The organism is Streptomyces sp. WP-1 (genome assembly GCF_030450125.1).
In the GTDB taxonomy this organism is placed as follows: Bacteria; Actinomycetota; Actinomycetes; order Streptomycetales; family Streptomycetaceae; genus Streptomyces; species Streptomyces incarnatus.
Genome location: NZ_CP123923.1, coordinates 1,708,484 through 1,726,506 on the forward strand (window position 1 = coordinate 1,708,484; position 18,023 = coordinate 1,726,506).

Here is an 18,023-nt window from a genome sequence, read left to right on the forward strand (position 1 = left end):
GCCAGTGATGCTCAAGACCTGTGTGGAGACCACCAACGCATACGCCGGGGACGCCGGCTCCCTGATTCAGCAGTGCCGGCTGCCGCTGTCCACGAGCGCCGTCGGCCACCTCGCCGACCGCCTGCGCAACCGTCTGAAAGGCGACAGGTCCGCGCCGGCGGGCCCGGCCGCCCGGCCGGACAGCGGTCATCGTCCTGGCCGTGCGGCGGTACGAGCACTGGCTCGGCTGAGTCACGGCGCGGCGCGTTGTCGCTCGGTCGTGCGCCGGCGTGCCGTTTCCTCGATCATCGCTGCCAGCACGTCCGTCGCGGCGCCGGAGCGCCGGTTCTTGGCGGTTGCGAGCGACAACGACCAGGTCAGGTTGTCACTGCCCGGGCCGATGATGCGCAGCGTGGGGCATGGGCCGATGTAGGCGTCGGGCAGGATCGCCACCCCCAACCCGTTGCGCACGTACGCCGTGGCCGTCTCGGCGTTGGTCACCTCGATGGAGACGTAGCGGGACCGCCCGGCCGCGGTGAACGCGCGGTCGACGATCGACCGGCAGCCGTAGCCGATCGGGAAGTCGACGAAGAGGTCGTCGGCCAGCTCGGCCAGGGCCGCTGCTCCGCGGCCCGCCAGGGGATGTGCCGGGGCCACGACGAGGTGCATGCCGACGGACACGAGCGGGGTCAGCCGCAGGCGGTGACCGGTGGGGCCGGGCTCGGACAGCAGGGCCAGATCGAGACGGCCGGCGGCCAGGTCGTCGGCGAGCTCGCGGGAACCGCCCGGCCGGTGGCTGAGCCGCACCCGCACCCGTGGGTGGTCCGCGTGCATCCGGCCCAGGGCGGCGGGAAGATCGATGTCGGGCAGCGAGGCCATCACCCCGACACGGACCTCGCCCTGGATCCCGCCCTGGACCTCGTCGACGGCATCGACGGCGGCCCGGGCCGCCGTGAGTGTGTCGCGGGCCCGTGGAAGCAGGGCGCGACCGGCCTCGGTCAGGGACACCTCGCGGGAGGTGCGGTGGACGAGTTCGGCCCGCAGCTGCCTCTCCAGCGTCTTGAGTCCGGCCGAGACCGCGGATTGCACCACGTGCAACCGTGCCGCCGCCCGGGTGAAGTTCCGCTCCTCCACCACGGCGACGAAGTACTCCAGCTGCCGAAGCTCCAGACCGATCACAATCGTTGATTGTAATCAGCGCCGTTCATCGTTGGACGCGAACGGCCCTGTGGATGAGGCTCGTTGGCATGGGAGAAACCGAACCGAGAGTCAGCGTGCGCAACAGCCGGGTCCTGATCGTCGGTGCCGGGATCGCGGGACCGACCCTGGCGTTCTGGCTCGCCCGCCACGGCTTCACCCCGACGGTGGTCGAGCGGTCGCGGCAGGTGCGCGGGGGCGGTCAGGCGATCGACGTGCACGGCAGGGCCGTCGACGTGCTGACGAAAATGGGGCTGCTCGACGCCGCGCGCGCCGCCCGGACCGGCATCCGGGGCATGGACTTCGTCGACGCCCGCGGCCGGACCCTGGCCCGGACCACCGCGTTCAGTTTCACGGGCGGAGTCGCGGGCGGCCCCGGCATCGAGTTGATGCGCATGGACCTGGCAGCGTTGCTACTGGACAGCACCCGTGCCACCACCGAGTACGTCTACGGTGATCACCCGGTGGCACTCGAACAGACCGGCACAGCGGTCACCGTCGCGTTCGCGAGCGGCTCGGTTAGGGAGTTCGACCTGGTGGTGGGCGCCGACGGCATCCGCTCCGCCACCCGGTCGATCGCGTTCCCGGCGGACAGCCACCGCCTGCACCGGCTCGGGCGCTACATCGCCATCGGGGCGGTCCCGAACTTCCTGGGCTACGACCGCTGGGAGACCTTCTACGCCGCGGGACCGGATCGTCGGGTCTGCTACTTCGCCGGCGCGGGTTCCACTCGCGTGATGTTCACCAGAACCGACCCGGACCTCGACGTCGACCAGTACGACGACGAGGGCCTACGGGCGCTGCTGCGCTCTCACTTCGCCGGTGACGGCTGGCAGACCGACCGTCTGCTCGACGAGGTCACGGGCAGCCCCGATTTCTACTTCGACGATCTGCGCCAGGTCCACATGGACTCGTGGCACCTCGGACGGGTCGCGCTCGTCGGAGACGCGGGCTACTGCGCCTCACCCGCCTCCGGTCTGGGAACGACCCTGGCCATCGTCGGCGCCTACGTCCTGGCCGGTGAACTGGCCGCCGCCCACGGCGATCACCACCTCGCGTTCGCCCGCTACGACCGGCGGATGCGGCCCTTCGTCGCGGACTGCCAGGAACGCGCGCGCCGCGGCGGGAACGTCTACGTCACCCGCCCCCGCTTCTGGCTGCAGATGCAGCAGATCCGGCTCTCCAACCTGCCCCCGCTCCGACGCGTCATGACCACTCTGGCCGCCGGCAGCAAGGAACGCATCGGCATGGGCATCACCTTCCCCGACGACGACCGGAACACTCCGTCGCCGGTCCCGTGACGCCCGCTACCGTCCGCCCGGCCACCCGGCGGTGGCGGCCCAGGCGGGCCGAACTCTCCACCCCGGGGCGCGCGACGCTCGGAAGGACACCGCGGGAGCGCGGCCACTTCCGCGGGTGGTCGTGGTCGTAACCCTTGTCCCCCTGCACGCCCGACGCGCCCGGCCACCGGGGGGGGAACGACGTCTTACGAGGCCGGGTGCGGCGGTGTCGGCGGCTCCAGCATGGTCTCCAGGTTCTTCCGGGCGATCTGCCTGCGGAATTCGCCCTCGTAGGCGGGGTCACCGGCGTCGTGCATGGTCTGGGTCATCCAGACCGCGGATGCCTGGCGTTCCCAGGTGTGGTCCAGACAGGCGTCGGAGTAGCCGTCGAGCAGGCTCGCGTCGTTCTCCGTGACCTGCCGGACGATCGCGCGGGCGAGGACATCGGCGTCGTGGAGGGCGAGACTCATGCCCTGCGCGCTCATCGGCGAGATGAGATGGGCCGCATCCCCGAGCAGATGGAGCCGGCCGTGGCTCATGGGGCTGAAGACCACTCCGCGCAGCGGCACCACCTGCTTGCTCGTGATCGGGCCCCCGACCTTGACGGGCTCGCCGAAACGCGCCTCCAACTCGCTCCAGACACGGTCGTCGGGCCACTGCTCGACGGTGTCGGTGAGCGGGCACTGCAGATAGAGACGGCTCGCCTTCGGACCGCGTGTGATCTGCGCGGCGAAACCGCGCGAGTGCACGGCCAGCACGGCCGGCGGGTCCGCCGGCGCCTGCGCCATCACGGTCAGCCAGGCGTAGCCGAACTCGTGGGCGGAGCAGGTGAGGACGTCCTCGGGGATCGCCGTCCTGCTGACACCGCGGTAGCCGTCGGCGCCGGCGACGAAGTCGCAGGTGACCGTCCGCGTCGCGCCGTCGGCGTCCCGGTAGCGGACCAGCGGCTCGTCGGAGTCGATGCCGTGCAGCGACACGTCCTGGGCCCCGAAGCGCAGATCACCGCCGTCGCGCAGGAAGACCCTGATCAGGTTGCGGACGAGGATCTGCTGCGGGCAGAACGCCCCGTCGACCTCGTCCTCCTCGTCGTCGCCCCTCTTCCACAGGCGCCTCTCCCCGTCTATCAGCAGCGGCAGACCCGAGTCGAGGTCGCCATGGCTGTAGCCCTCCACGGCCGCGCCCAGCCCCCACTCGTCCAGCAGGCGCACGCCGCCGGCATCGAGGGAGCCGGCCCGCTGCCGCTGCTCCACGTAGGCACGGTCGTGCTTTTCGAGGACGACACACCTGATCTTCTCGCGCAGGAGGAAATTGCCGAGCGCGAGTCCGGCGACTCCGCCCCCTACGATCACGACGGTCGTGTCCTTGCCGGTTCCGGTCATGGTTCTTCGAGCTCCTCACAGAGAACGGGGCCGCGCACGGCGGAACATGGACGGCCCTGCCGCCCGAGTGGCGCGGCGTCGACACCACTGTGGAACCCGGCCGCACCCGCCGGCCACCGGTGAATGGACACCCGGTACCGAAAACCCGCCACAACGGCGAGTCCGGGGGCGCTTGGGGGCGGGCTCTCCGGGGGCGAAGCTCTCCGGGAAGGGGCAGTGGCTCTTCGGGAAGGGGCGGTGGCTCTCCGGGAAGGGGCAGTGGCTCTTCGGGAAGGGGCGGTGGCTCTTCGGGGGGCGGTGGCCCTTCGGGGGGCGGTGGCCCTTCGGGGGCCGGCCGCTAGATCGCCGCGGGGCTGTTGCGCAGGTCCGCCTGGTAGCTGCCCGGGGTCTGGCCGACGACGTCGTTGAAGGCGTCGATGAAGCTGGACGGGTTCGACCAGCCGCACACCATCGCGGTGTCGGTGACCGACATGCCGTCCGTCAGGTGGGCCAGAGCGTGGTGGATGCGCAGGATGGTGCGCCACCGGTGGAAGCTCATGCCGAACTCGCTGTGGAACAGCCGGCTCAGGGTGCGCTCGCCGGCTCCGGCGGCGCGTCCGAGTTCGGCCAGGGTCGCGGGCCGCGCGGGGTCGGCGTGCAGGAGGTCGGTGACGGTGCGGAGCCGGTCGTCGGCCGCCACCGGCAGGTGCAGTGACTGCTCGGGGGTCTCGGACAACTCGTCGACGACCACGGCGAGCAGCCGCCGGTGGGCGCCGGGGCGCGTCTCGGGCCGGCCGGCGGTCAGAGTCAGGACGGCCTCGCGCAGCAGCGGGCTGACCGCGAACACGCTGGGACGGCCGAGGAGTTCGCCGCACAGCTCGACCGGAACGGTCAGCAGGCGCGCGTCGGTACGGCCGTAGAAGCGGTGGGAGTGGGTGAAGCCGGGCGGTGTCCACGTCACGCGGTTGGCCGGGGCCACCCAGGTGCCGCGCTCCGTCGTGGTGGCCAGCGTTCCGGCGGCCGCGTAGACGAGCTGGCCCGCCGTGTGGGTGTGGGGGTCCAGGGAGTAGCCGTGCGGCATCCACCCGGCTCCACTGGGCACGTCCTGCGGCTCCCCGGGCTCCGGTGGGGCGTGGCGGCTTTTCGGCATCACGCCCCAGTCTACCGGTCAGTCGCATCCGCTCGGCTCCGACGGCATATCCGGCCGGGCTGGCCCTCACCCACGCCGGATTCGTCTCGTACCAGGACAAACAGCCGACACGGGAGTGACAGATGGGTACGGTGGCCTTCCGCCCGGTCCACCGACCGGGCGGCGAGCAAGATGCGGAAGCGGCTCGGAATGCCGTCCTGGCCTTGGGCAAGCGTCTGAACGCGGATTCCGCTCACTGCGTGGTCGACCGGACACGGTGTATCGACCGCCGTCCCTGTGCGCTCCCCCTTGATCGTCACGTCAGACCGGAGTCCACATCTACGGTTCGATCATGCGGCTGAAGCTGACTCCTCGACTCGCCTACGAGCGGAGCAGAGCAAGTATCCGCAAACCCTCTGACATCTGGTGAGCACCCATCGCAAGTCCCCGCAAGTATCCGGCGTCACGGTGCGCAATCGTTCACCCTCGAAGGGTCAAGACGCCCCTGGCCACATGGAGGTATCTGTGGCACTGCACTTGCTGTGCAAGGACCCGGAGAGCCCGAACAATGGCAGCCCAACTCTCTATTACGACGATGAGACGGACAGCTACCTGCTGCAGTCGTGGAAGGTGAACGACCCCGCCCGTCTGTCGTCCATCCTTGTGCCCGACCACGAGACCGTCGTCGAGTTCCCTGCCCGACTGCTGTCCCTCTTCCCGAGACATGAAGCCATGCCGCACAAAACCGCAAAGAAGACGGAGAACATAGCCGATTGACCACGGGGGTCCCGGGCCAGTTGGGCATTCACGCCGTTAGATGCCGTGAGCCGGAAGGCTGCACACTGTGCGCATGCCTACCTCTTCGAGCATCCGGGAAGCCCGACTCGCCCTGGGGCAGCAGCTACGCGCCCTACGGCAGCAACACGGCCTGACGGCCCGTGAGCTGGCGCGCCGGTGCGGCTGGCACGAATCCAAGTGCAGCCGTATCGAGAACGGTCACAAGGCCGCGTCGCCGAAGGACATCGAGGTCTGGTCACGGGCCTGCGGAGATGGTTCCGCCGCGGCGGAACTCATCGGCATCGCCCGGGGTATCGACGGCATGTACGTCGAGTGGCGGGCCATGGAGAAGGCAGGACTCAAGCGCGCTCAGGAAAGAGTTCTTCCCCTGTGGGACCAGACACGCAGATTCAGGGCGTACGCCCAGAACCTGATCCCCGGTCCGCTCCAGACGCGCGCCTACACCAAAGCGGTCCTGGCCGGCATCCGGGAGCGCCGCGGCCTTCCCGACGACGTGGAAGCCGCGGTCGTCACCCGCATGGACAAGCAGAAAGTGCTGACCGAGAGGGGTAAGCAGTTCGATGTGGTCCTGGAGGAGTCCGTGCTCTACCGGCGGATGGGACCGCAAGAGGTCATGATCGAGCAGCTCAGCAGGCTACTGGAAGTAAGCGTGCTGGCCTCCGTCAGCCTCGGCATCATCCCCCTGAGCGCCGATCGCAGTCTGATGCCGCCGGTGGAGGACTTCTGGGTGTTCGATGACCGCCAGGTCAACGTCGAGCTGGTGTCGGCATTCCTGACCGTCAAACAGGCCGGTGAGGTCAAGCGCTACCTGCACGATTTCACGCGGCTCAGCCAGCTCGCCCACAGCGGCGGGCCGGCTCTCACTCTTATCGCCGCCGCGATCAACACCTACGCCCGCTCTCCGAATCCCTCGGTAAGGGCGGACCCGACCAGCGAATAACCGAACGGAGGGACAAGGTTGTACCTTCGATGGTCCAGCCGACGCACCGCCCGGCTCCCCGCCTCGGACAAGCCCGAACGGTTCTACAGCAGAGAACGCCCCATCGTCACCGTCCTCGCCGCCGTGGCCCTTGCGGCCGTGTGCACCGTGGGTCTGGCCATGACCGGCGCCTTCACCGCCGATGACGGGCCGGCGGTGACCCCCTACAGGGACACAGTGCCCTGAGCGACGATGACCGCAGGGCCCGTCAGCCGCATGGAGCCGTCGGCAAGAACGGATACGCGGAGCCGGCCACCGGGCATGTCAACCGTGTGGTCGCCGGGCGCAGGGCCAGCGGGCAGGGCAGCCACAGCGGCGCAGGCGCCGGTACCGCATGCGCGGGTTTCCCCGACGCCCCGTTCATGAACGCGTAGGGCGAGGTCGAACGGTGCACGGCGGACCACGAATTCGACGGTGACACCCTCCGGGTACGCGTCCGCCGGGGTGACGACGGGCGGCGAAACAAGATCACCTGGATCGGCGAGGTCGTCGACGAAGACGACGGCATGCGGATTTCCCATGTCGACATGGAGGGCGGGCCAGGCGTCGGCCCCCGCGGTGACGACGATGTCCGCGAGGCCTGACAGATGGGGCCTGCCCATGTCGACGGTGACAGGCCCGTCGAGACCGGCGCTGCCGTGCGGGACATGGACGGTACGTGGGCCCGCTCGGGTGGCGAGCGTGAGAGCCCCGGGCGGGCAGTGTCCGGCATGGACGAGGTAACGGGCCAGGACCCGGATGCCGTTGCCGCACATCTGCCCGGGGGAGCCGTCGGCGTTGCGGTAGTCCATGAACCACTCGGCGTCCGCGGCCATGCCATCGGCTTCGAGCGTGGCGTCGCAGCGGACGGCGCGCAGGAGGCCGTCGGCGCCGATGCCGGAGCGGCGGTCGCACAGCCTCGCAACCTCGGTGGCGGACAGCGGAAATCGGCCCCCGGGGTCGGGCAGCACGATGAAGTCGTTGCCGGCGCCGTGTCCCTTGACGAAGGGATACGTGGTTGGGCCGACGGCAGTGGCGGTCATGACGGCTTGCCTCCTCCTGCCGTGAAGCTCAGCCAGGCGATTTGGCCAGTAGCGGTATCGGTGAGCCCGAAAGCGGTGCCCAGCTCCAGGACGGCGAGGAGCTGGTCCCACCGTTCGAGCAAGTCCTCGGTGACGTCGGTCTCGATACGGACGGCACCTGGTTCGCGGACGAGCCGGGGCTCGGTGCCGGTGAGGGCGGTGAGCCGGGCGATGGCGTCGTCGATCGCGGCCTTTGGGCAGGGGTGGTCCACAGTGGCTCGCAATCGAATCGACCTGTGATCACAAAGAGTACTTCTAGTTAACTAGATTTCAGCTCGTGAACTAGATTGTCAACACGTACCGGTCGGCAACGTGCCCGAGGAGATCGATGGCTGACTCCAACTCAGCAGGCGCGCCTTACTTGCGGGTTGCGGAGGGCCTTCGGCTGCGTATCGCCAACTCCTCCTGGGATCCGGGCGACCGGCTTCCTTCCCGAGGCAAACTCGGTGCCGAATTCGGGGTCGGGGAGAACGTCATCCGCCGCGCGCAGGAATTGCTGATCGCCGAAGGCCTTCTGGAGGGCCGTGCGGGCTCCGGTACCTACGTCCGGGCACCTGTTGCGCGGCACATTCTCCGTCGCATCCCGGCCGTATCGGATCAGACGGGTGTCGCCCCGTCGGGGTTCACCGGCACTTGGGAGGCGGATTCCACCGCCAAGGTCCCCGCGCCCTCGGACATCGCCGACCGGCTGAACATCCGAACCGGCGATCCTTGCGTACGCACCTTCTACGAGTTCCTCGCCGACCGGCAGCCGGTGATGCTGGCGACCAGCTGGGAGCCCATGGCGATCACCGGCGGCACCGTGGTCGTCCTGCCCGAGGGCGGCCCACTGGCCGGCGCCGGAGTGATCGCCCGTATGGCACACCTGGGAATCGTCGTCGCACGGGCCGTCGAGCGGCCCCGACCCGTCCAGGCCGACCGCGACCAGGCACATCTGCTGGGCATCGCGGCCGGGGCACAGGCCACGCTGATCGAGCGTACACACTTCGCCGCGGACGGCCGCGCGGTGGAGACCGCGGACTTCCTCGTCCCGGCAAGTCGCTGGAACATCGAGTACGACATCACCCTGCCCTCGCCACTCATCTGACAGCACCTGGCCACATGTCTGCCGGGAATGCTCTTGTCCGGCCTTCCGGCCGTCGAAGGGGGAAGACTTCATGCCGGAGCAGCAGCGCGACCCGTTGGCTCGGGTCACCGATGCGCTCGGCTCACCCGTACTGGGCGCGGTGATCGGCATCGCCGGGCTGGTCACGCCGGTGATCGGCTGGGCCGCCGAGCGCGTCGACCTCAAAGCGCTCGTTGTGTTCCAGGGCGCCCTCATCGTGATCCTGGCCATCGGCCACCTGTGGACACACAGGGCCTACATCCGCCTGCGCAGAACCAACAACCTCAAGTCCATTGACGACGTCCGGTATTACGACCTCGTCCGCGCCCATCTCGAACGTGAACTCGTCTCCGACTACGGCGAGATCGCCGACGGCCACCTCCGCGTCTACGCCTCCGAGGTCCCCCGCCTGTCGGCACTGCTGATCGACACTCTCACCGACGCGGCCTCCGATCCCCCACGCCTCCTCGCCGCGGACCTGACCACCAACCCCCAACTGCTCAACCAGCGCCGCGAATACCTCGCCGCCAACCGCCGCTTCCTCGAGGGCCACGGCACCATCAACCGTCTCTTCATCGTCTACCGCGACGACCTGCTCAAGGAAGAGTTCGCCCGGGCCCTGCTGGAACTCATCGGCCGGCACCGCGACATCGGCGTCATCTGCGGCCTCGCCGTACGCGACCGGCTGCGCGCCGACGAAGCCGTCGACTATGTCGTCTTCGCCGCCGCCGCTGTACTGGTCGAGGAGGAACAGGGAGACGCCGACTACACCCGCGGCCGCAGTTCGGTGTACTTCAAGGGGGTCGATCGCTGGCGTCTCCGTTTCGAAGGCGTCTGGGGCAACGGCGCCGATTCCGCACCGCGTGCCCTGCGGACCTATGAAACCGTCGTGCGCTCCGTGTTCGACGCCGGCGCCTGGGACGAGCAGCGGGTCAGCGCGACCGTCGACGCCTTGTAGAGCAAATCGATCGTCTGCCACGCGCGGCCTCCGCCCTCTTGGGGCGGAGGCCGTTTCCCTTGCCCATTCACCAAACTAGTCCACTAGATGTACTGTGCGTGACGACCTCGCGGGTGATCTACCCGTCTCCGCTCGTCCGTACCAGGAACATCATGTCGATCGCCTTAGCGCTTATCGTCGTCGGCGTCGCCCTGCGCCAGATCGACCGACTGCACTTCGCGCGTCAGCGGCCCCGTTCCGCCGGGGTTCGGGAGCTCATGGCCCTCCAACGCCTGCGTGCCAACGACCTCACACCGTCCCTGCTGCTGACCGGGCAGTGGGCGCAGATCACGGGATGGTGGATGCTCGCCGCGCACGGCTCGCTCCTCGCCGCTGCGGCGGCGGCCGCGATCGCGGTCCACTTCCGGCATCTACAGGAGATCAGCCATTTCGCCGTCCACGGCGTCCTGGCCCGCAGCAACCGCGCCAACCACCTGCTCGGCGAGGCATTCGTTCATCACCCCCTCGCGCTCGGCCCTCTCCTGGCGCGCCGCAGTCGGCACGTCCGCGACCACCACCCCAACGCCACCCTGGCCGGCGACCCCAATCTCGCCGAACTCCGCCGGGCGGGCCTGCGCCCCGGCATCTCCGGCCTCCGGTATGCGGCCGCTCTGATCCATCCGTTCACACCGCGAGGCATCCGTATCACCACCGCCGGCCTCGCCGCGCACCTCCGGGGGCCTGGCGCCTGGCACCGTGTCTGCGCTCCGACCGCCGTCGCCGCAGCCGCGTACCTGGCCGGCGGGTGGACCGCTCTGGTGTGCGGGGTCATGCTGCCGCGACTGCTGCTCTATCCACAGCTCGCCTGGATGTCTCTGCTGGTTGAGCACACCTGGTTCGATCCCGAGCGACGCATCGGCACCCCCGCTCAGATCGAAGCGGGGCGCTGTCTGCGTCTCTACCCGCGCAGCCGAATTTTCACCGCCCTCGCCGCCCTCACCTGGCTCCCTTACGGCGACCTCCACCACTACGCGCACTCCGCCCACCCCTCGACACGGTGGAACTACCTCCCAGCCCTCGAAAACCATCTTCCGCCCCCGCACTTCAGCCCCGACGGACTCCTGCTCGGCACGACCACCGTCGCCCGCCGCCATCAGCAAGCGCTCACCCCGGCACCGGCGGGACTACCGACGGCCGCCTGATCCGAAACCCAAGCCCCACCGGAGTGCTCCGGTGGGGCTTCGTCGATCCCGGAGCCCCCGCGCGCGACGGTTTGACACCGTCTCAGGCAGTGACTACTTGCCCTGATCAACTAGGGAAAGGGTTACCTGATGAAGTACCAGCCACGCAGATCCAGCGGCACCCCCGCCTATCAGCAGATCATCGAGCAGACCGAACAGGCCCTGCGGCTGGCATCCTGAAGCCCGGGGACAAGTTGCCCCCCGCCCGTGAGGCGGTGGAGAGCGCCGTGGTCAACGGCAATACCCAGCTGAGGGTATGTCAGGAGTTGTGGTGGCGAGGCCTGGTGGAGTCCAGGACGGGGCTGGGCACGTTCGAGGTGGGCACGCTCGGCAGTGCCGACCGGGTCGACGGCTCCGGGTTGCGGCATGAGCTGGAGCAGTGGATGGCCCGCGCCAGGGAGCACGGCCTGGAGCGGGAGGACGTCATGGCCCTGGTCGTCTCCGTCGGCAACGCGTGCTTCGCGGAGCGGGCGCCCGAGGGGCGGACGCGGTGACGACGCACGCCCCGACGGCCGTCCAGGCGGAAGGGGTCGGGCTGCGCGCCGGACGAGGCGCGCGGCGCCGGGAGCTGCTCGCCGACTGCACCTTCCGCGTGCCGCGCGGCGCGGTGTGCGGCATCGTCGGTCCGAACGGCGCGGGCAAGATCCCGCTGCTGTCGGCCGCCGCCGGGCTCGTCCGTCCGGACTCGGGCCGGCTCACCGTGCTCGGACAGCCCGCCGGCGCCGACGCGTTGCTCGCCGAGGTCGCCTTCGTCGACCAGCACCGCCCCCTGTACCCGCGGCTGCGGGCCGCCGAGCTGCTGGCCATGGGCCGCGATCTCAACCCCCGCTGGGACCGCGAACGTGCCCAGGAAGTCCTGGAGTTGGGGCGAATATCCCACGACAGCAGGATCGGATCGCTCTCGGGCGGTCAGTGCTCCCTGCTGGCGCTCGCCCCCGCGCGCGGCAAGCGGCCCGGGATGCTGCCGCTCGACGAACCGCTGAGCGATCTCGACCCGCTGGTGCGCCGGGCCGCCCTCGCTCTGCTGCTCGGGGATGTCGCGGAGGACGGCGGCACAGTCCTGCTCTCCTCCCATGTGCTGGGGGACCTAGAAGAGGCCATCGACCATCTGCTGCTGATCGACGGCGGCCGGATCCGGCCGGCCGGCGAGCTGTCCGAGCTGCTCGCCGCGCACCGGCTCCTCGACCGGCTCGGCCTGCTGGAGTGCCATGCGGGTCTGGCGCCGTGGCGGGTGCATCCCGTGGACCCGGTGGACGCCGAGCCACGCCACCTCACGCTCGTACGCGTGGACGAGCCGACGCGGACACGGGCGGCCGACGCCGAACTCCCCAGCCTGGAGGAGCTGGTGGTCTCCTATCTGCGCTCCCCCTCCGTGGCGGGCCGGCTGGCCCCGGCATGCGGTCGGGCGTTCGTCAGCCGTCCAGCCGTACCGGAACCGTCTGCCAGCCGTAGGCGATGAAGGACGGGACCTGCCGCAGCTCGCCGGCCGTGAAGGCGGGGGCCAGGCCGGGGAAGCGGTCGAAGAGGGCGGACAGGGCGGTGCGGGCCTCCATCCGGGCCAGCGGGGCGCCGATGCAGCGGTGCACGCCGATGCCGAAGGAGAGGTGGTCGTCGGCGGCGCGCGCGGCGTCGAACGCCTCGGCGGTCTCCCCGTAGTGCGCCGGGTCCGTGCCGGCCGCGCCGTAGGTGGTGAGGATCGCGTCGCCCGCGGGGATGGTGACACCGTCCACGGTGATGTCGCGGACCGCGAACCGCAGCGGCAGGGAGGCGATGGAGGGCCGTACCCGCAGCACCTCGTCGATGACCTGGTCCCAGCCCAGCTCCCCGGAGCGGACCGCGGCGAGCTGCTCGGGGTGGGTCAGCAGCTCGACCACGGCGTTGGCGATCAGGTTCACCGTGGTCTCGAATCCGGCGCCGATCACCAGCAGGAGGGTGAACAGCAGTTCCTCTGCGCTGAGCCGGTCGCCCTCCTCGTCGCGGACCCGGATCAGCTCGGAGGTGAGGTCGTCGCCCGGGTTCTCGGCGCGGTAGGCGATCTGCGCGGGGATCACCGTGCCGATCCGCTGCTGCACGAAGGCCGCGTGCTCGGGGCTCGGGTCGCTGGTGTCCATGATCGCCGCGATCAGTTCGGCGACGCTCGGCCGGAGGTGGTCGGGCACGCCGAACAGCTCGCAGATGATCAGCATCGGCAGCGGCTGCGCGAACGCCTCCTTGAGGTCGACGACGGCGCCGGACGCCCCCGACTCCGCCATCTTGTCGAGGAGTTCGGCGGCGACGGCGTCGACCCGGCCGCGCAGCGCCTCGGTGCGCCGGGCGGTGAAGCTGGGCGCGACCAGGCGGCGCAGCCGGGTGTGGTCGGCGCCGTAGGTGGAGAGCATGTTGACCACGCCGATCCAGCCCAGCACCCAGCCCCACTCCGGGTGTTCGCCGACCTCGGGCCACAACCGCCAGTGTCTACGGGGGTCCTTGCTGACCTGCGGGTCGAGGATCAGGGTGCGCAGGGTGTCGTACCCGGTGGGCGCCCAGGCCGGGATCCCGCCGGGCAGCTCCACGGGGACGACCGGTCCCAGGGCGCGCAGCCGCGCGCTCTCCGCGACGATGTCGGACCCGAACGGGTCGATGGGCACACGGACGGGCGTCGTGGTCATGCTCGGGCTCCAGTCTGGGAGAGCGCGGAAGGGGCCGTCGGGCCGGTGGGACGGTCGGGGGCGCAGGGGGTGAACCGGACCGGCAGCGAGACGAGGGAGCGGTGGAAGGGGCCCGGGCGCCAGGTGAGCCGGTCGCGCGGCACGGTGGGCTCCATGTCGGGCAGCCACTGGGTGAGCCGCTCGATGGCCTCCGTGGCGATCAGCAGCCCCTCGTGCTTGACCGGGCAGGTGTGCGGGCCCGCGCCGAAGGAGAGGTGGGAGGCGTCCCGGGGATGGCGCGTCGCGCCCTGACCCTCGTCCGCGAACAGCGCGAGCGCCCCGTACGACACGACGACGGGCACCGCGGCCCGCACCCACGCGCCGTGGAAGCTGAGCGACTTGCGGGCGTAGAGCACCCCGTAGTTGGTGAGCGGGGTCTCGTGGCGGAGCACCTCCAGGACCGCGTCGCGCACGGTGCGGGAGCCGCTGGTGAGGGTGGAGTAGTACGCCGGGTTGCCGAGGATGCGGGAGAGCGCGTTGCTCACCAGGTTGGTGGACGGCTCGTGGCCCGCGCCGAGGGTGAGGAAGACCTGCCAGGTGACCTCCTCGGTGGTCAGGCCCAGCGGGTGGTCGAGCAGCCGGCTGGTGAGGTCGTCGCCGCGCTTCGCCGTCTTGGCGCCGATCAGGTCCATGACGTACCTGCCGTACTCGGCCTCGCCCTGGACGGACGCCTCGCCGCCCTCCATCATCGCGCCGAGCGCGTCGTTGAGGCGGTCGGCCTCGCCCTCGGGGAAGCCGAAGATGCTGTTGAAGACCAGAGTCATCAGCGGGCGGGCGAAGTCGTTCACCAGGTCCGCCTCGCCGCGCGGGCCGAACCGGGAGACCAGGATGTGCACGGCGCGCAGCACCCGTTCACGCAGGTCGTGCGGCTCGACCAGGTCGAAGGCCTGGAGCAGGGCGGTCCGGTAGCGGAGGTGCTCGGCGCCGTCGGAGAAGAGGGTGTTGGGCCGCCAGCGCATCATGCCGAGGATCGGCAGGTCCTCGGGGACCGTCGCCTGCCAGGGGCGCGGGTCGCGGGACCAGGTCGCGTCGTCGTGCAGCATGTCGAGCGCGGCCCGGCGGTCGGTGACCACGTACGCCGGTACGCCCGGGGCGAGTTCGGCCCAGCCGACCGGGCCCTGGGCGCGCAGCGCCTCGTAGTAGCGGCGCGGGTCGACGGCGAAGCCGTCCTCCCACAGCCGTACCGGGGTGGAGCGGTCGAAGGACTCCGCGGGGGCGGGGTACGGCGTCATGAGCGCACCTCCCCGGCCACCGCGCGGGCGTCGAGGTCGATCAGGTGCTCCACGAGGGCGAGCAGCGCGTCGACGGAGGAGTTGCGGTCCCGGGCGTCGCACTCCACCAGCGGGGTGTCCGGAGCCAGGTCCAGGGACTCCCGCAGCTGCTCCTCGGGGTAATGGCGGGAGTCCGGGAAGGTGTTGACGGCGACGGCGTACGTCAGCCCCGACTCCTCGACCAGGCCGAGCACGTCGAAGGAGGCGTCCAGGCGGCGGCTGTCGACGAGGACGAGGGCGCCGAGCGCCCCGTAGGCGATGTCGGCCCACAGCGCGCGGAAACGCTCCTGCCCGGGGGTGCCGAACAGGTAGAGGACGGTCTCCCCGCCGAGGGTGATCCGGCCGAAGTCGATGGCGACGGTGGTGGTCTTCTTGTCCCGCACCCCGTCGAGGTCGTCGACGGCGGTGGACGCCTGCGTGAGGTGCTCCTCGGTGTGCAGGGGGCGGATCTCGGACACCGAGTCGATCAGGGTGGTCTTGCCGACGCCGAACGGGCCGACGACGACGATCTTCACCAACTCCCGTGCCGCGGCGGGAAGGTGGAGTTCCCCGGCCCGGAGTTCCCCGGCCCGGACACCGGAGTCGGCGACCCGGTGCTCGGCCGGGGCGGGTTCAGAGCTTGAGGGCGCGGAGGCCATCGGCGACTCTCTTCAGCAGGTCGTGGTCGGGCTGGGCGGCGGGCGGGACGGGCGGGCGTGCCGTCACCAGCCCCTGGTCGATCAGGGCGGCGGCGAGGACCCGGATGGCGGAGACGGGCAGCCGCAGCAGCGCCGCCGCCTCCACCACGGTCAGGGAGCCGCCCTCCAGCGACTGGAGCAGCGCGTGCTGGGCCGCGGGCAGGTCGCCGAAGACCGGCCCGGCGGTGGAGGTGAGCACCGACAGGCGCTCCAGGCTGTTACGGCTGGGCCGGGCCACCCCCGAGGTGGAGAGGTAGGCGGGCACCAGCGGACGGCCGGACCGGTGGCCCCTCACAGCAAAGCGCCGCCCTCGGCCGCGCGGGGGGCCGCGGCCATCGCCTTCTCGCCGAGCCGCGCCACCTGGGAGTGCACGCGGTGGCCGAGCAGGTCGAGCCGGACCTCGGGGTCGCCGTACGCGGCGACACAGGTGCCGTGGTCGGTCGGGGCGACCAGGATGTAGCCGTGGTCGGACTCGATCACGACCTGCCGCAGCTGGGCGGCGGGCATGTCGGCGAACGCGGCGGCCGCGGTACGGCAGGCGCCCTGCACGGTGGAGGTGATCGCGGCGACCCGCTCGGCCGACTCCTGGGTGAGCCCCTCCGAGAAGCCGGAGATCAGGCCGTCCCTGGTGAGCAGGACGGCGGCCTTCACATGCGGGACTTCGAGGATCGGGTCGAGAACCCACGCAGTGTCACCGGTGTCGCGGTTGGTCATCGGGGAGCGGTCCCTTCGGATCGAGCTGCATCACGGGCAGCGGCGGTCGCCGACTGCAGGGCGCCGAGGGCCGCTGCGGTCTCCTCGGGCGAGCGGGCGGGGGCGGCGGTCTCGGCCGCGCTCGGCCGGATCATCGCGGCCTGGTCCGGCGAGACCTGGCGGCGGCGCCGGCGCGGGAGGTCGTCGGCGGCGGGCGCGGGCCGGTCCGGGCCGGGCGTCGGCCGGTCGTCGCCGGGCGACGGGCGTTCGGAGCCGGACACCGGTCGATCGTGGCCGGGTGCCGGGCGGTCGAGACCGGACGCCTGCCGGGCGGAGTCGGGCACCGGCTGGGCGGGCGCGTGGGTGTGCTCGGCGTGCTTCACCTGCCCGGGGTGCTGCACGTGCTCGGCGTGCTTCGCCTGCCCGGGGTGCTGCACGTGCTTGGCGTGTCGCGCGTGCTCGGCCAGCGGTTCGGGCCGGGGCACCTCCCCGGTGCGGGTGGAGGGCGAGGTGCTGGCGGCGGCGGGGCGCAGCGCCGGGTCGATGTGGCTCAGCAGGTGCCTGTCGACCAGCAGGACCGCCCGTACGCCCCCGTAGGGCGACGGTGTGGACAGGTCGACGGAGAGGTCGAACTGCCGGGTCAGCTGGCCGATCGCGGCGAGGCCCATCCGGGGCGGGTCGCCCAGGTCGGAGAACATGATCGGATCGGTGCCCCCGACCACCCGCTGGGCGGCGGCCCGTTCGTCGGGCGCCATGCCGACACCCGCGTCGTCCACGGTCACGGTGACGCCGTTGTGGACGTGTTCGAGGTTGACCACGACCGAGGTGTCCGGGGAGGAGTGCCGCAGCGCGTTGTCGAGGAGTTCGGCGGCGATGATCGCGACGGGCTCCACGGCGTGCGAGACCAGCGCGGTGCCGGGGTCGAGGTGGTTGTGGAGCTTGACCCGCCGGTAGCCGGAGAGCCGGGCCTGTCCGCCGGTGACGGCGTCGACGAGGTGCGACTCCTCGCGGGCCAGGCCGACCCAGGCCCCGCAGACCACGGCGGCGACCTGGGCGCGGCGCAGCGACTGCTCGTTCTCGTGGTCCAGGCTGTAGAGGTCCTGGGCCAACTCCGGTTCGTCGTAGCGCTGCTGGAGTCCGTGGAGGATGTCCTGGAGGCGGTAGAGGCTCGCCTGGATCTCCCGGGTGGTGCCGCGCATACCGGCGCGGGCGGCGGCGTCGACCCGCTTGCGTTCCTGGAGGACCGCGGTGCGCAGGGCCGCCAGCACCGGCTCGGTCGCGGCACCCTCGGGGCCGACCGGGCCGGGCACCGGTACGTGCGGGTGCGCGGTGCGGGACGCCTCGGCCGGCATGCGCCGGGTGGCGAGGTGCTCCAGCTCGGCGGCGAACGCCTGGCGGAGGCGCTCGGCCTCCTCGGCGCCGGCGCGGGCGGACTGCTCGGCCTGGTGGCGCAGGCCGGTCATCTCCTGTCGCAGCCGGGCGCGTTCACGCCGGGAGCGCCACAGGCCGCTGCCCAGAGCTAGTGCCGACACCGTCCCGGCGGCCAGGCCTCCGAAGGCCAGCTCCGGTATCTCGATCATGGATGGGGACCTCGCGGATCTCGGATGCGTCTGGGCGTCTGACAGGAGGGA

The 18,023-nt window shown here is 71.0% G+C and carries 19 protein-coding genes; 8 read left to right on the forward strand and 11 right to left on the reverse strand.

The genetic code is table 11. The features are described from left to right. Window positions 1–231 precede the first annotated feature (231 nt). Window positions 232–1,158, reverse strand: coding sequence for a LysR family transcriptional regulator (locus tag QHG49_RS07240; protein ID WP_301487945.1), 927 nt, complete (start codon window positions 1,156–1,158; stop codon window positions 232–234). A gap of 68 nt (window positions 1,159–1,226) precedes the next feature. Between QHG49_RS07240 and QHG49_RS07245 the strand changes: the two genes are divergently transcribed. Next, the gene (locus QHG49_RS07245) at window positions 1,227–2,477 is read left to right on the forward strand and encodes an FAD-dependent monooxygenase (RefSeq protein ID WP_301487946.1); all 1,251 of its coding nucleotides are present in this window, start codon (window positions 1,227–1,229) and stop codon (window positions 2,475–2,477) included. A 185-nt stretch (window positions 2,478–2,662) separates the two neighbouring features. On the opposite strand, the gene QHG49_RS07250 is transcribed toward QHG49_RS07245, so the two are convergent. Together QHG49_RS07250 and QHG49_RS07255 are read right to left on the reverse strand one after the other, a co-directional pair. Beyond that, window positions 2,663–3,835, reverse strand: a complete 1,173-nt coding sequence (locus QHG49_RS07250) for a 4-hydroxybenzoate 3-monooxygenase (protein ID WP_301487947.1) — start codon at window positions 3,833–3,835, stop codon at window positions 2,663–2,665. Window positions 3,836–4,172: 337 nt separating this feature from the next. Continuing rightward, window positions 4,173–4,964: an AraC family transcriptional regulator gene (locus tag QHG49_RS07255; protein ID WP_301487949.1), complete on the reverse strand. Its 792-nt coding sequence runs from the start codon at window positions 4,962–4,964 to the stop codon at window positions 4,173–4,175. Between the two features lie 504 nt (window positions 4,965–5,468). On the opposite strand from QHG49_RS07255, the gene QHG49_RS07260 reads away from it, so the two are divergent. Further along, complete coding sequence (locus tag QHG49_RS07260) at window positions 5,469–5,720, forward strand: hypothetical protein (RefSeq protein WP_145486371.1); 252 nt, start codon at window positions 5,469–5,471, stop codon at window positions 5,718–5,720. Between the two features lie 73 nt (window positions 5,721–5,793). Then, window positions 5,794–6,681 (forward strand): helix-turn-helix transcriptional regulator, encoded by an 888-nt coding sequence (locus QHG49_RS07265; RefSeq protein ID WP_301487951.1) that lies wholly within the window; start codon window positions 5,794–5,796, stop codon window positions 6,679–6,681. A gap of 203 nt (window positions 6,682–6,884) precedes the next feature. On the opposite strand, the gene dapF is transcribed toward QHG49_RS07265, so the two are convergent. Continuing rightward, complete coding sequence (gene dapF / locus QHG49_RS07270) at window positions 6,885–7,742, reverse strand: diaminopimelate epimerase (protein ID WP_159706249.1); 858 nt, start codon at window positions 7,740–7,742, stop codon at window positions 6,885–6,887. Then, window positions 7,739–8,005 (reverse strand): hypothetical protein, encoded by a 267-nt coding sequence (locus tag QHG49_RS07275; protein ID WP_186337694.1) that lies wholly within the window; start codon window positions 8,003–8,005, stop codon window positions 7,739–7,741. The genes dapF and QHG49_RS07275 overlap by 4 nt, the downstream gene beginning before the upstream one ends. Window positions 8,006–8,109: 104 nt before the next feature. Here QHG49_RS07275 and QHG49_RS07280 point away from each other — a divergent pair, with 104 nt between their 5' ends. From QHG49_RS07280 to QHG49_RS07300, 5 genes are all read left to right on the forward strand, one after another. Next, window positions 8,110–8,868, forward strand: a complete 759-nt coding sequence (locus QHG49_RS07280) for a GntR family transcriptional regulator (protein WP_301487958.1) — start codon at window positions 8,110–8,112, stop codon at window positions 8,866–8,868. Between the two features lie 70 nt (window positions 8,869–8,938). Next, window positions 8,939–9,844 (forward strand): hypothetical protein, encoded by a 906-nt coding sequence (locus tag QHG49_RS07285; protein ID WP_301487961.1) that lies wholly within the window; start codon window positions 8,939–8,941, stop codon window positions 9,842–9,844. A 152-nt stretch (window positions 9,845–9,996) separates the two neighbouring features. Beyond that, entirely contained in the window at window positions 9,997–11,025 is a 1,029-nt protein-coding gene (locus QHG49_RS07290; RefSeq protein WP_301487963.1) for a dihydrouridine synthase, read from the forward strand. Between the two features lie 323 nt (window positions 11,026–11,348). Next, window positions 11,349–11,558, forward strand: coding sequence for a hypothetical protein (locus QHG49_RS34070; protein WP_370530438.1), 210 nt, complete (start codon window positions 11,349–11,351; stop codon window positions 11,556–11,558). Further along, entirely contained in the window at window positions 11,555–12,523 is a 969-nt protein-coding gene (locus tag QHG49_RS07300) for an ATP-binding cassette domain-containing protein (RefSeq protein ID WP_159706240.1), read from the forward strand. The genes QHG49_RS34070 and QHG49_RS07300 overlap by 4 nt, the downstream gene beginning before the upstream one ends. Here the strand turns inward: QHG49_RS07300 and QHG49_RS07305 are convergent. Genes QHG49_RS07305 through QHG49_RS07330 form a run of 6 tightly spaced genes read right to left on the reverse strand, consistent with a single transcriptional unit; the run spans window position 12,477 to window position 17,972 of the window. Next, window positions 12,477–13,712, reverse strand: a complete 1,236-nt coding sequence (locus tag QHG49_RS07305) for a cytochrome P450 (RefSeq protein ID WP_301487967.1) — start codon at window positions 13,710–13,712, stop codon at window positions 12,477–12,479. The two genes, QHG49_RS07300 and QHG49_RS07305, sit on opposite strands and share 47 nt — an antisense overlap. After that, window positions 13,709–14,983 (reverse strand): cytochrome P450, encoded by a 1,275-nt coding sequence (locus QHG49_RS07310; protein WP_159706236.1) that lies wholly within the window; start codon window positions 14,981–14,983, stop codon window positions 13,709–13,711. Before QHG49_RS07310 ends, QHG49_RS07305 begins: the two co-directional genes overlap by 4 nt. Further along, a complete protein-coding gene (locus QHG49_RS07315) occupies window positions 14,980–15,660 on the reverse strand; it encodes an ATP/GTP-binding protein (protein WP_145486381.1) in 681 nt (226 codons plus the stop codon). Before QHG49_RS07315 ends, QHG49_RS07310 begins: the two co-directional genes overlap by 4 nt. Then, window positions 15,635–15,994, reverse strand: coding sequence for a DUF742 domain-containing protein (locus QHG49_RS07320; protein WP_145486382.1), 360 nt, complete (start codon window positions 15,992–15,994; stop codon window positions 15,635–15,637). The genes QHG49_RS07315 and QHG49_RS07320 overlap by 26 nt, the downstream gene beginning before the upstream one ends. Continuing rightward, window positions 15,991–16,413 carry a roadblock/LC7 domain-containing protein gene (locus tag QHG49_RS07325; protein ID WP_145486383.1) on the reverse strand — a complete coding sequence of 141 codons (423 nt, stop codon included), beginning with the start codon at window positions 16,411–16,413 and terminating at the stop codon, window positions 15,991–15,993. Before QHG49_RS07325 ends, QHG49_RS07320 begins: the two co-directional genes overlap by 4 nt. Next, window positions 16,410–17,972, reverse strand: coding sequence for an ATP-binding protein (locus tag QHG49_RS07330; RefSeq protein WP_301487972.1), 1,563 nt, complete (start codon window positions 17,970–17,972; stop codon window positions 16,410–16,412). Before QHG49_RS07330 ends, QHG49_RS07325 begins: the two co-directional genes overlap by 4 nt. Window positions 17,973–18,023: the final 51 nt, after the last annotated feature.

Coding starts and splice junctions, on each gene's coding strand:
- QHG49_RS07245 (WP_301487946.1), top strand. CDS start 1,227: ATGGGAGAAACCGAACCGAGAGTCAGCGTGCGCAACAGCCGGGTCCTG.
- QHG49_RS07250 (WP_301487947.1), bottom strand. CDS start 3,835: ATGACCGGAACCGGCAAGGACACGACCGTCGTGATCGTAGGGGGCGGA.
- QHG49_RS07255 (WP_301487949.1), bottom strand. CDS start 4,964: ATGCCGAAAAGCCGCCACGCCCCACCGGAGCCCGGGGAGCCGCAGGAC.
- QHG49_RS07265 (WP_301487951.1), top strand. CDS start 5,794: ATGCCTACCTCTTCGAGCATCCGGGAAGCCCGACTCGCCCTGGGGCAG.
- dapF (WP_159706249.1), bottom strand. CDS start 7,742: ATGACCGCCACTGCCGTCGGCCCAACCACGTATCCCTTCGTCAAGGGA.
- QHG49_RS07280 (WP_301487958.1), top strand. CDS start 8,110: ATGGCTGACTCCAACTCAGCAGGCGCGCCTTACTTGCGGGTTGCGGAG.
- QHG49_RS07285 (WP_301487961.1), top strand. CDS start 8,939: ATGCCGGAGCAGCAGCGCGACCCGTTGGCTCGGGTCACCGATGCGCTC.
- QHG49_RS07290 (WP_301487963.1), top strand. CDS start 9,997: ATGTCGATCGCCTTAGCGCTTATCGTCGTCGGCGTCGCCCTGCGCCAG.
- QHG49_RS07305 (WP_301487967.1), bottom strand. CDS start 13,712: ATGACCACGACGCCCGTCCGTGTGCCCATCGACCCGTTCGGGTCCGAC.
- QHG49_RS07310 (WP_159706236.1), bottom strand. CDS start 14,983: ATGACGCCGTACCCCGCCCCCGCGGAGTCCTTCGACCGCTCCACCCCG.
- QHG49_RS07315 (WP_145486381.1), bottom strand. CDS start 15,660: ATGGCCTCCGCGCCCTCAAGCTCTGAACCCGCCCCGGCCGAGCACCGG.
- QHG49_RS07325 (WP_145486383.1), bottom strand. CDS start 16,413: ATGACCAACCGCGACACCGGTGACACTGCGTGGGTTCTCGACCCGATC.
- QHG49_RS07330 (WP_301487972.1), bottom strand. CDS start 17,972: ATGATCGAGATACCGGAGCTGGCCTTCGGAGGCCTGGCCGCCGGGACG.